The organism is Paraglaciecola sp. MB-3u-78 (assembly GCF_002835935.1).
Taxonomy (GTDB): Bacteria; Pseudomonadota; Gammaproteobacteria; order Enterobacterales; family Alteromonadaceae; genus Paraglaciecola.
The window spans coordinates 527,419-540,116 of record NZ_PJCF01000006.1 but is presented as its reverse complement, the minus strand read 5'-3'; the positions used below and the strand labels follow the sequence as shown (position 1 = coordinate 540,116).

Sequence of the window (12,698 nt, the reverse complement as noted above, 5' to 3'; positions counted from 1 at the left end):
AAACTATCACTCCTGCGCAGGACAGTACGTTTGAATAAAATCGCCATGTTCAGGTAATTGGGCGACAGAGTTGTCTATCATTTTGCTAAGGGCTAGCATCTGCGCTTTTAGACCCTCGACCGGTAAAACACGTCCTGCACCATGATGTTGCTCAGGTATCAAACCCTGGCCCATCATGACCTGCACCCAGGAATCTACCCGAAATAAAGACACATCGTCAGGCCATGCATAGCCATTTTCACGAAACATGGCCATGCGGTGCACAAGGGAGTCAGGAATTTGCATAGTGCGGTAATGATCCCAAAATGGACTGTCATGACGTTGTGTCAGGTGATAATGCAAAATAACAAAATCCCGAGCCGTCTCAAGCTCTAGCTGAGTCTCCCGATTAAATTGTTCTGCCAGCAAGGCGCTATTGCCGCCAAAAGGAAACAACTTCATCAGTCTTAGTATTGAGGTCGTGACAAGATGAATGCTGGTTGATTCTAAGGGCTCTAAAAATCCGCTGGAAAGGCCAATGGCAATACAGTTAAGGTGCCATGCTTTTTTACGTCTACCGGTTTTAAACCGAAGTTGCCGTGGTTCAGTGATTGTTTCGCCACTAAGATTCGCTAATAAGGTGCTTCGGGCTTCATCATCAGACAAGAACTGACTGCTATAGACAATTCCATTACCCACCCGGTTTTGCAAAGGAATACGCCATTGCCAAGCCGCTGGATGAGCAATCGCTCGGGTATAAGGTCGGGGCGCTTCTACGGCCTGAGTTTGCACCGCAATAGCACTATCGGCCGCCAACAAGTGAGTCCAGTCTTCATATTCCACATCTAAATTATCACCGATTAATAGGGCTCTAAACCCGGTGCAGTCAATAAACACATCCCCTGATAGGTGTTCACCCCCTTCTAATATGAGTGATGAAATATTACCGCTTTGATCGTTTTGTACCTCGGTGATACGCCCTTCAATACGTTTGACACCCGCCGCCTCACTTTTTTTGCGCAAATAGGCTGCATAAGCCGTGGCATTCATATGATAAGCAAAGTTAAGGGGCTTTTTTCCTACGTGAGTAGCAAATTTATTCGCTTTAGCGGCTTTGAGTTCGAGACAATAATCTTCCAGGCTGCCACCAAAACCCTGTGCTTTTGCCTCCAGCCAAAATTCGTGGAATTCGGCCATCCACGAGCGCTGACCAATCTCACCAAAAGAATGAATGTAGCTGTCACCTTGCTGGCCCCAGTTGTCAAACATGATCCCCAACTTGAACGTTGCCTGGGTGGCAGCCATAAACTCCTGCTCATCAATACCCACTAAACGGTGAAAGGTACGCATGGTAGGAATGGTCGCTTCTCCCACTCCCACCGTGCCAATTTGATCAGACTCTATAAGTGTGATATCTAACAAAGCGCCCAGTCGAGCATTCAAACTGTATGCGGTCAGCCAGCCGGATGTGCCGCCCCCCGCTACCACTACTTTAGTCTTTGCATTCATATGCTTACTTATCTCTTCTTTAGCGGTTGAGCTTGTTGAGTAACATGGCCCGTAAACGCCTTGCTAATTGATCATCCATTGCAGCAAATGCACCATGGCTTTGGGATGGTAGATGCTCCCGAACAGTGTTGGCATCGCCAAAAACGTAATAGTCGAACAACGTTTTCCAAGCTTCTTTTTCCGCTGTTGGTCTGTCCCGCAAATTCATCATACCGTGCATTAATAAATCCATAGGATTGCCCATATGCGGCTCGGCGGTCATCCACCAAAAATTCACCATGACATTAAAACGAGCATAGGCTTGTACCTGGTGCCACCACATGTTCGGATAATATAAGGCGTCACCGGGCTCTAGCTCGACGATGTAGGCACTATCCAGTGCTTGCTGTAGTCTGGGGAAACGCTCAAAATCTGGCTCATTTAGGTCGGCCATAGTCACAACCTGGCCTCCGGGCGTCGGCGACAGCGGCCCGGGATAGAGATTATGAATTTGCTCCGGAGGAAAAAGTGTAAAACGTCGTTTGCCTAAGACACAACAGGCAATGTTTTTAGGCTGGTCAAAATGTGCAGCGGCAATAGACTCGGTGCCTAACCAAATTTTAGCAACAGGCGTATTATTCTCGAATTCAGCATGATCAAAGCTTAACTGGTGGGCTGAACTCAGTGCCGGGAAACCCTCATCTAATTTGAGGGAATTGATATACAAATAGTCGTGTTCATCTTGATTTAATTGACTACGTATTGTGTTGAACACCTCAGGGATAGTCGAACGTTGGCTATCAAAATTAAATCCGGTACAGGCTTCGTTATAACCAAATCGTGCCTTTATCTGTGGCGACCCTTTATATAACAGCATGGGGCGTCCGCTATAATTTTGTTCTAGCTGCGACATAACATCTTGTGGGGAATGTTGGCTGGTTTTTACCAAGGGCCAATCTTTTACCAATCCCTTTAACAAAACAGGCTGGTTTGATGAAAACAGCTCATCATAGGGAATACATTGGGGTGTTATCCCATGCAAAACTTTAACGTGATTTTTTGCTGGTGTCATACCTGCCACTCCGCGTTTTGCAGCAGATCAGAACATAGCCGATTTTGCATTTTTAAGCTCAGTCAATTGTTGAAAATTTCCCATTGAAGACAGCACAAAATACAACAAACTCAGCACCCCATATTGGTTTAACTTAGCTAGTTTCTCGCCGTCCAATTGCGCCAGTTTTTTCTGGTTAACGGTATAATAATCGTTGAAATTGACTTCTTCAATATTACTAAGCTTAATTTGAATAGACACGGGTTCCAATAAGTCTAATTCTTCTACAAGGGTATAAAGAGTCTTATTAAACGTTATGCCGTTCTCTATGGTTTGCAGTGCTTTTTTTACATAGCTAAGGTAAGGCGCTTCTCCACCATATTGAAGGAAAATATCTTCTCCTTGCTCTGTGTTAACACGAGAGTCTTGCATATCGATACAGATAACAGGGGCGGCTTGTTCACTATCGTCACTTTCGGCTTTTTTATAACCTAAACTGAATGGCCCCCGAGCTAACAAAGCTGGTACAAATCGGCTATTCCAGCCATTTTCTCCCAGAAATAGATTTTCGTCTTTTTCAAGACCAAGAATGGCATGTAATTGTAGCTGTCCTTTATCAGAATCCGTATTAGGATTTTTGTAAAAAACCAACGGGAATTCTTTGTGTAACTCGCCAATTTCGGTGACGTATATCATCGAACGGTTAACATGTTCATTTTTATAAAGACTTGGCTGGTTATTAACCTTCACGTCTTTATGATCAACATTGTTTAAGACTGTTGCTTTGCTCATCAGCGTACTTCGCTTTACTGGTTATATAAAAAGGTTTGATTGAGTTCATACTAACTTGCTGAGTATGGCCTCGCAACGGCTAACAAAGAAACGTAAAGTGCGTGCTTTGTATTTACAAAATAATTTCGGGGGTAAATACCCCGAACAGAGACTCTGCTCGGGGAAGTTCCTCAATGTTTAGAAGTTGTAACTTGCGCTTAATACAAAGCGTCTATCTGCTTCTTGAACAAAGAACACGTTATTTTTCGAACGACCAAACTGGCGCTGCCCTTCTTCCGTTAAGTTGATAACATCCAAACTAACGGACATATCATCGCTGATGTCATAACTTACGTTAATATCAAGTTGTTCGAATGAATCGACAAACAAGGGATTACGGGGCCCACTGCCACGGTTTACGCGACTCAAAAACTCATCTCGCCAGTTATAAGCAATACGCGTTGAAAGCCCGTCTTTTTCGTAGATTAACACCAAGTTAGCTGTATCACTCAACCCTTCTAGGGCAAATTGGTCTACGCTTATCGCGCCACCAACATCAAAACCAATATCGCCATCAACCGTGGTGTAGTTAGCTTGATAACCAAAGCCACTATCTCCAAAGAAATGCTGCCATGCAAATTCAAATCCATCGATTACCGCACTATTGTTGTTAACAGGGCGTGTTACCTGGAACTCCAATAATGGATCGCCAGCCTCCGGGAACACATCATAAGTACCAAATACCGAGTCTGCAAAAGATTGTGAGGCATCAAACTCTGCCGCGCCTTCTGGGAAAGCATCCGGGTTTTGCAAAATAGCCGTCATCGTAAACAGGTTACGTTCGTTGTTATCAAAACCTAAGGTCGCCAACTCATCTGCCGCTTGTGCTGCCAAGGTTCCAGCTTGATTTGAAGACGCATCTAACAAGCCAAACAATGATTCAGTAGCCTGGGCAATACCCGTAAAGTTTTTAACATCTTTTCTGTAATAGCCAATTGAGATAACACTTGAGTCACTGTAATAATATTCTAAAGACAGATCGATATTAGTCGATTCAAGGGGATCCAATCTAGCATTACCTGAATTACCACTGGGTATACCACCTAAAGCAGTGGGACGACCCGGTGCAGATACAGTAGTTGAATTAAACAACTGATTATATGCAGGTCGAGCTAAGGTTTTACTAAAAGAAGCACGAGCCTTAACTTCATCGGTCACATCAAGGGTTAAATCAAGACTAGGTAACAAGTTTGAATAGTCATGTTCTGCCGTTAAAGCTTCAGAGGTATCACTGATTTCGGTTCTAAAGTCGTTGTCTGATTCCCAGACGATTTGCAGTGGCACTATCTGGAACGAGGTTGAAGTCACATCAGTTTGTTCATAACGCAGACCAGCGTTAATGTTTAAAGGCATATCACCAATTTCATAATCCATATTGATTTGAACATAGGCAGATAGAATATCTTCTTCAATTAGATTGTCATCAAATCCATTTATAGGAAGTGTTTCTAAAGTGAGTCCATATAGAGGACCAATTTCTCTTAAAAGCTCAACTGGATCACCGCTAAATGAAACACTACCCAAAGCAATAGTTGTGGAACCCGCTGGCACTGCAATAGAGTCTGCGCCAGCTACACCTGACATATCATGATCTTCAAAGGCACAAGCCGTGCAACTTTGGTCAAACAAACCTTCTGGAATATCGCCAGGAAAACCTACACCCCAGCCACCTAAAGCTTCGCTAGTAGACTCACGTGTTTGCCTCATTTCTGTTTTAAGGTACCCTACGCCAAAATCGACAGTGATGTCATCATTAGCCCATTCGCCATCAAAACGTAATTGGTCTACATCTGTTTCTTGATTAGACTTATCTGTTTGCACAACCTGAGAACCGATGTCAGCTTTATCAAAAATACCGTTATTATTACCTTTTAATATGTCGTCAATCACTATGCTTGCTTGAGGTATAGCAGTTGTAAAATCAGCTGCTTGCCAGCCAGCATTTGACCCTGCCAAGTTAAAGCGAATAGCGTTATTTCCTAAAGGTCCATTGCCTCCACTTTTTGCGTTTGATGTGGCTGCATCAAAACGTAAATTTAACGAATCATTGACCCAAAAATCGGCATTAAAACCAAAAGATTTTAATTCATCTTTTGTGGCTAATGCTAGGTTTTGGAAGAAGAAATCTTTACCACCATCGATGTCCTCAGAAAACTTAACAGGAGTAGAAACAACAGGGTTACCATCGAACTCGACACTATTGAATTGTTGTGAAAACCAAACACCATCAATTAATGATTTAGAGTTCTGTTCGTTTTTTGCGTAAGTAACGTCGGCAGTTAATGTTAAATTTTCCATCGGCGCAAATTGCACTGTTAACATAGCATTGGTACGTTCACGTTCATCCTCGTTAACACCTAAACCAATGTTAGATGGGATCGCCACGATTTGCCCAATAGTGGGTGGGTTTATAACTTCAACACCAGGTGCAGTGAAGTTTTCTAGATCGCCTTCTGCCCATTCTCGTAATTGGAATTGTTCAACACTTGCATGGCGACTACCCGAGTTGCGCTCCTGGAACGAGCCAAATAATGAAATACCGAAATTACCCTCGTCATTAACCCAATTAGTCAACCCACTGATTTCTGGAGTAACACCATCACCACCTTCATCTTTCACGGCTTTAACGCCAACAGAAGCACGATTTTCACCGGCAGCTAAAGGTTTAATGGTATTGATGTTGATGGTTGCACCAATGCCACCTGAAGGCGTGGCTGCTTGACCTGTTTTATATACTTCGATACCACTAACACCTTCAGAAGCGATATTTGAAAAATCAAATGAACGACTGGTGCCTGATGATCCTTTATCCACCGGGTTACCGGTAATAGTAGATACATTCGCTGCCGGCATTTGACGACCGTTTAAGGTAATCAAGTTAAAATTACCGCCAAATCCACGCACTGTGACTTCAGACCCTTCGCCATTAACACGGTTAATGGATACACCGGTAATACGCTGCAAAGATTCTGCAAGGTTAGTATCTGGAAATTTACCCATATCAACAGCAGAAATCGCGTCAACTACACCTGATGATTGACGTTTGATGTCCATTGACTGAGACAAACTGCCTCGAACACCCTTAACTTGGATCACTTCGGTATTATCTACTTCTTGTGCCACAGAAGGTAAAACTATTGCTGTGCCAAGCATGATTCCGATAGTTTGCGTTAATAACGACTTTTTAAATACTTTATGTGTTTTCATCATCTTATTGTGCCTATGTGTGTTTTAGTATTAAGTTAAAAAACAAAACGTTTACACCATGTTAAATATTTATTTGGCTTAATTTACAATTTTTTTACATGGCTGTATCTGATAGACGATTGGCTATCGGTTTTCCTCCAGTCAATCTACCTTCCGGGCAATAAATAACTCATTATTTGTCTTTTGATAAACTGATTATCTGCCAAGAAATGTCTGTCTGTGCAGCAGGATTTTGATATTGATTTATTCCTTCTGCGCTTAAATTAAAACATGAGAATGTTAACTTTGAACAGCCTAAGCCTTGTCCAATATGAAATGAGTCTTAACTAATTGCGTGTTTCCAAAATGAAATGCGTCTAAAGACTTAAATTCTGTTCATGATCATAAGATGCAAGCGATCATGAATATAGAAAACCTCACCACTATTGAAGAGCTTGAACGCTTTATTCAAGGTAACCAAGCCGTCGCCTTTACCGTTTTAGGTGATAAAAATCAGCGATATCAATTCATTCAAAAAACATTGATAAAATTTCGCTATATCACGTTAAAAAAAACCGACAAAGGGATCGTCAATCAATACCTTAAAAAGGTGACAGGCTACTCGCGGCAGCAACTCACTCGATTGATAAAACAATACAAGGACGTCGGCAGAATTAACTGGCAACCTTGCCGAACTAACGGCTTTTCAACCATTTACAGTACAAAGGATATTAAGCTACTGGCTGAAATGGACGCAAGGCATGATGATATCTGTGGTCATGCCACTAAAAAGCTGTTGGAGCGTGCCTACAATACGTTTGAGCAATCAGAATACCAAATGCTTGCCACTATCTCTGTTTCACATTTATATAACTTGAGGCACTCTCAAGGCTACCAAAAACAACGCAGACACTTCACAAAAACACAATCAAGACAAGTGCCTATTGGCGAACGGCGTAAACCTCAACCCAACGGCGAGCCTGGCTATATTCGTATTGATACCGTGCACCAAGGAGACCTAGATAAACAAAAAGGCGTGTATCATATTAATGCAGTTGATGAGGTGACACAGTTTGAGGTTGTTTGCTCAGTTGAACGTATTAGTGAGCGTTACCTCATTCCAGTACTAACGCAAATGATGGCCGCATTTCCTTTTATTATCAAAGGGTTTCATTCAGATAATGGCTCTGAATACATCAACAAACACGTGTGTAAATTACTCACCAAACTTGAAATAGAGCTCACTAAATCACGCTCAAGACACTCAAACGATAATGCCTTAGCAGAAAGTAAAAATGCATCAATTGTAAGAAAACAGTTTGGTTACACACATATTCCACAGAAATGGGCACCGTTAATCAATACGTTTAATTTAAAATATCTTTACCCGTATATCAATTATCATAGACCTTGTTTCTTTCCTGAAGTCACCACTGATGATAAAGGGAAACAACGTAAAACTTACCCTTACAAAAGTATGATGACGCCCTATGAAAAACTAAAATCTTTACCCAATGCCAAAACATATTTGAAAGCAGACTTTCATTTTGAAATACTAGATGAGCAAGCTATGGAAATGACAGATAATGCTTGTGCTGAATTACTTCAAAAAGAACGTAATGAATTATTTAACCAGATCTTTGAACAGAATAAACGAGCCTAAAAATTTACTTACTTAAGACTCATTTGTTAATTGGAATATACTGCCTATGTAAACAGACTGTAAAATAAATGTTTATTATTTTATTCGTGGTTACACCTTCCAAACTACTGTTTTAATTGAATTTTATTGTTTTTTAAAAAACAAAATGTAACACTTCCAATATTAAAAACGCCGATATTGTTGTATACAGAACCGATTTTGACGTAATGTTAATTTTCGTTACATCATTGTGAACGCCGAATTTATTGCATTTTAAACCGATTTTAATGCACTCTTAATATTTGCAATGCCCTGAGCATTGACATTACAAAAAATTAATCTCTTGAGGCCTTGTCGGTTATACCGTTTTTCGTACAAAATAATGGTGGGCTATTTTAAACAAAATAAAATGTAGAGTGGTGTTGCTGTGATGCGGCTTTTATTGATGATGTGCAACTTTTAGCTGGCGTTCTACGAAGTATAATTAATGTAGTTGCTCGTCAGTAAGCGATGAATACGAAGGCTGTCATTGGTTTCATTCCGGGTTCATCCGGCAATGGTCTATTACTCCACCCACCCCAAGGTTGTTGTACTACAAATACCTTCTATGTTTATCACGACATTAAAAAATACCGCGTAAACCTAAAGAATAACGTGCACCTGGCTGTTGAGCTAAAAGCAGTTGATTGGGATAACGCCCATGTTTAAGCACATTTTCTTCAGTAATATTTACTCCTTCAATAAACACTGAAACATTGTCATTAACAGCATAACTAGCGCTTAAGTCAAATTGTTGGTAGCTGCGCACGTAAGTTGGCTCAGGCCCTTGTATTTGCACCAAAGATTGCAAAAATCCATCACGATGATTCCATGCTAGCCTAATTTGACCGGGGCCTTTTTCATAATAAACGATCAAATTTTGTGAGTCACTCAAGCCGGTGAGGGCAAATTTCTGTGAAATATCTGTGGGATCCAGTTTTGCGTTGCTATCGACCAGTGTCATGTTTGCGACTACCCCCCAACCACTGTTGAAATCATGCTGGATCGCAAACTCAAATCCACTTACGGTTGCCGTTTGACCATTTGTAGGTGTGGTTAAATCAAATTCGGCTAGTGTATCTTCACTATCCGGGGCACGAGAGTCCGCCCCAGTGCTTGGGTCAGTGACATCATTTATAGTAGTTTGCATCACTGTACTAACAATAAAATTGCTCACTTTCTTTTTGAAATAACTTGCAGATAAGTAACTCAATGATTGGTAATACCATTCAAGGGTCACATCGAAGTTGGTGGATTCAAATGGCTTAAGATCTGGATTACCCGAGCTAGCCCGCAAATCGCCGCCTTGACGAGTGGTAGTTAATACCAAACTCGGCGACAACTGTCCCATAGTGGGCCGAGTTAAGGATCGAGATACACCGAGTCTAGCAATAATATTATCTTGCCAATCTGCTTTTATCGACACACTGGGTAACCAGTTATCATAAGATGCAGACTTGGAGATAGCACGACCGGGAGAGTTAAGTTGACCTAGTTCGGTTTGGTCAAGGATGGTCAGGGCTAACAAGTCTGACTCAAAGCCCGTCACCACGATATCAGTGTTTTCATAACGCACCCCATATAGTGAGGATAATTCGATATCACGCCATTGGGATCTCTGCTGTCCTTGAAGGTAAGCAGACGTGACGTTCTCAGTAACAGTGAAAGAATTATTGCGTATCACTGCATCGAAATTAATATCGCTGGCAGATTCCAGAAAGTTAAAGAGGGTTTCACCATCGTGTCTTAACCAACGGGTTGGCAAATTTTCACTGCCACTAACACCACTAAGGAAATCACTACCCGCATCAAATATTGTTTGAAACCCATCTGGAAGGTCGGGTTCTGGGAAATATCCACAAAACGAACAATGCACTGCATTTTTTTCATTATCCCAGCGTTCGTTACGTTTTGATTGCTTTGAATACATGAAGCCAAACTTGATATCTATATTAGAATCAAGCCCATCGAAAAATGTAATATCAGTCTTTAGTTGATCAAATTTATCTTCAATATTCCAACCGCGACGCATCATCACATGCGCTCTACCATTGATTGGATCCAAATAATCAGACACACCAGTGACATCTCCTAAGGCATCAACGATGCTTGGATCTGAAGACTCGAAGCCTGCTATACGAGGAAGAACATTACCTTCGGATATGGAAAAAGAGGACCGATTGAGGTAACCAATTAAAGTCAAAGCATTACCTGCACCTATCCTATCTTTGGTACTGGCCTTAGAACTAGACACATCAAACTCCAGCAACACTTTTGGGGAGGCCTGCCAACGACTATTAACACCTAAGGCATTAATACTAGATGGCCTGTCGAATGTGCGGGCATGAAAGTCTGTTGCATGCCCTACATTCTGAGAAAACGCTATCGCAGTACCGTTTTCATCAGTCACAACATCTTCTAAATTACTGGATGTAAACCAATGCCCCAGGGATGTTGAATCAGTTTTCACATTAAAGTCTGATTGCAAATAATCAAGACTAATATCCAGATTTGGCGTTGCCTTATATTGTAAAACCAAGGTACCGCCAGTGCGAGTGCGTTGATCAAACCGCACACGTTGATCATAGTTTCTCGGGACAAAAATGGTGTCTGCCGTGGACGTTAGCTGCTCGGTCGGAATGTCAGTATTTAACAACCAGCCGTCTGTTTGCACTTCGTTAATACGTGCTTTGCGCGTTTGGTGTGATAGAGAAACTAACCATCCCAACTTGTCATTACTGTGGCTAAAAAAAACGGTGCCCTGAGGCGTTATTTTTTGACTGTTATTGTCAAATGTGGCTTTGACACTGCCGGCTACCTTAAAATCCTTGGATGCCATGGGTCTTGCTGTTTTTATATTAATAACTGAACCAATCCCTCCCGAAGGTTGGGATGCAGAAAACGTTTTGTCTACCGTCACCGAGGTCACCAGTTCTGACGCGATTGTATCAAAACTAAATTCACGCCCTTGGTTATCCGTTGCCAACCTTCGTCCATTACTCAAAACCGTATTAAATTGTGGTCCTAGACCTCGCACGGTGACAAATTGCCCCTCACCTTCAGAACGGTCAATCGATACCCCTGTTATCCTTTGTAATGACTCGGCCAAATTAAGATCTGGAAACTTTCCAATTTCTTCCGATTGTATGGATTCAGAGACGCCTATTGACTCTTGTTTAATGTCCAATGCCCAATCCATACTGCCACGGATCCCGAGGACTTCAATCAGTTCAACATATGAGGGTTCTTCAGGAAAAGTAACAATGTTGTCGCCGTTACCTATAAGCAAATCGACTATTTCCTGCATCAATGATTTGTCTTCAAGCAAGGTATCGTGAATAGAGATGCGTTTGATAGTCACCACCCCATCCCGTTCAAAAGAAGCAGCCAATCCCGTATTTTCAAGGAGCTTGCTCATTCCCTGTTCGATGGTAAAGCTGCCTTTTAAAGCATTGGCTTGGCGAGATTGCACTTTTTCATAAGGAAAGATGATAGTGAGGTCAGCTTGCTTAGCAAACTCGATTAACGAAACATCGGCAGAGTTGGCGTCAAGATTAAAATCCTGAGAAATTTGTTTAGGTTGAGCCCAGAGCATCGAACTCAACAAACAGAGAACCACACAGCAACCAATATTATGAAGTTTAGTCTTGAGAATCGCTGTTAAGATTGGGTTCTTACATTTCATATATTAAACAATACGTTATGAGCGTATTTATTGAAGGTATTTCAAGATTAAAATAGTCTAAAACGTTAACATGTATTAACAAAAAAGTTACACTTAATTTCTATTTTTGGAGCAATGTCTACATCCACGATTAAGAAAAAGTATTATTCAACTAGCGGAATAATCGTTACTAATCGTCTGATACACAGAGCAAGTTCAATGTCGGCAAGAAATAACGTATAAAGATGCAAACAAAATCAGCAACGCATACATCTTGGCATCCAATTTTTATGGCTGCGAGGAACAGCATGGCACGTATGGTGTCACGCATAGTTCCCCCTAAAGAAATTGAAGATATAGTTCAAGAAACCTACGTGCGAATTTGTCAAATGGATAAGCGTGAGACCATTGAACAACCCAAGTCGTTTCTAATGAAAACAGCAAGGAATTTAGCTTACGACCATCTGAAAAAAGCAGAGACGCGACTGGCTGATGGAGTGGAAACTGATTGTGATTTTGATGTCGAAGCGCGGGTTCATGATGAAGTGTTTGAAAGTATCGCAAGTAACGAAGAATTTGCTCATTTTTGTGAGGCGGTTCGTCAACTCCCAGTTCAATGCAGACGGGTTTTTGTATTAAAAAAAGTATATGGATATTCTCAGAAAGAAATAGCGAAAGAAATGACGTTAAGTGAGAGTACTGTGGAAAAACATATCGCCGTAGGATTTAAACGATGTGCCAGTTATATGCTGGAGTTCAGTCAAACAGATGAGAGATCGAGTCAGTCCGGATCTACAACAAATATCAAGGGGGTCTAA

General features: G+C 41.5%; 7 protein-coding genes. 2 read left to right on the top strand and 5 right to left on the bottom strand.

Annotation, left to right across the window (positions count from 1 at the left end; translation table 11 throughout):
• Nucleotides 1-6: 6 nt before the first annotated feature.
• The 4 genes from CXF95_RS16810 to CXF95_RS16795 all read right to left on the bottom strand — a co-directional run bounded on the left by CXF95_RS16810 (nt 7) and on the right by CXF95_RS16795 (nt 6,559).
• A complete protein-coding gene (locus CXF95_RS16810) occupies nt 7-1,488 on the bottom strand; it encodes a tryptophan halogenase family protein (RefSeq protein WP_101199752.1) in 1,482 nt (493 codons plus the stop codon).
• A gap of 19 nt (nt 1,489-1,507) precedes the next feature.
• Nucleotides 1,508-2,539, bottom strand: a complete 1,032-nt coding sequence (locus CXF95_RS16805) for a cupin-like domain-containing protein (RefSeq protein ID WP_101199751.1) — start codon at nt 2,537-2,539, stop codon at nt 1,508-1,510.
• Between the two features lie 27 nt (nt 2,540-2,566).
• Nucleotides 2,567-3,310, bottom strand: coding sequence for a SapC family protein (locus CXF95_RS16800; protein ID WP_101199750.1), 744 nt, complete (start codon nt 3,308-3,310; stop codon nt 2,567-2,569).
• Nucleotides 3,311-3,487: 177 nt separating this feature from the next.
• Nucleotides 3,488-6,559 (bottom strand): TonB-dependent receptor, encoded by a 3,072-nt coding sequence (locus tag CXF95_RS16795; protein ID WP_101199749.1) that lies wholly within the window; start codon nt 6,557-6,559, stop codon nt 3,488-3,490.
• Nucleotides 6,560-6,944: 385 nt separating this feature from the next.
• Between CXF95_RS16795 and CXF95_RS16790 the strand changes: the two genes are divergently transcribed.
• Nucleotides 6,945-8,198, top strand: coding sequence for a DDE-type integrase/transposase/recombinase (locus CXF95_RS16790; protein ID WP_101196919.1), 1,254 nt, complete (start codon nt 6,945-6,947; stop codon nt 8,196-8,198).
• Nucleotides 8,199-8,799: 601 nt separating this feature from the next.
• On the opposite strand, the gene CXF95_RS16785 is transcribed toward CXF95_RS16790, so the two are convergent.
• A complete protein-coding gene (locus tag CXF95_RS16785; protein WP_101199748.1) occupies nt 8,800-11,811 on the bottom strand; it encodes a TonB-dependent receptor in 3,012 nt (1,003 codons plus the stop codon).
• A 314-nt stretch (nt 11,812-12,125) separates the two neighbouring features.
• Between CXF95_RS16785 and CXF95_RS16780 the strand changes: the two genes are divergently transcribed.
• Nucleotides 12,126-12,698 (top strand): RNA polymerase sigma factor, encoded by a 573-nt coding sequence (locus CXF95_RS16780; protein ID WP_101199747.1) that lies wholly within the window; start codon nt 12,126-12,128, stop codon nt 12,696-12,698.

Coding starts and splice junctions, on each gene's coding strand:
- CXF95_RS16805 (WP_101199751.1), bottom strand. CDS start 2,539: ATGACACCAGCAAAAAATCACGTTAAAGTTTTGCATGGGATAACACCC.
- CXF95_RS16795 (WP_101199749.1), bottom strand. CDS start 6,559: ATGATGAAAACACATAAAGTATTTAAAAAGTCGTTATTAACGCAAACT.
- CXF95_RS16780 (WP_101199747.1), top strand. CDS start 12,126: ATGCAAACAAAATCAGCAACGCATACATCTTGGCATCCAATTTTTATG.
- CXF95_RS16790 (WP_101196919.1), top strand. CDS start 6,945: ATGCAAGCGATCATGAATATAGAAAACCTCACCACTATTGAAGAGCTT.
- CXF95_RS16800 (WP_101199750.1), bottom strand. CDS start 3,310: ATGAGCAAAGCAACAGTCTTAAACAATGTTGATCATAAAGACGTGAAG.
- CXF95_RS16785 (WP_101199748.1), bottom strand. CDS start 11,811: ATGCTCTGGGCTCAACCTAAACAAATTTCTCAGGATTTTAATCTTGAC.
- CXF95_RS16810 (WP_101199752.1), bottom strand. CDS start 1,488: ATGAATGCAAAGACTAAAGTAGTGGTAGCGGGGGGCGGCACATCCGGC.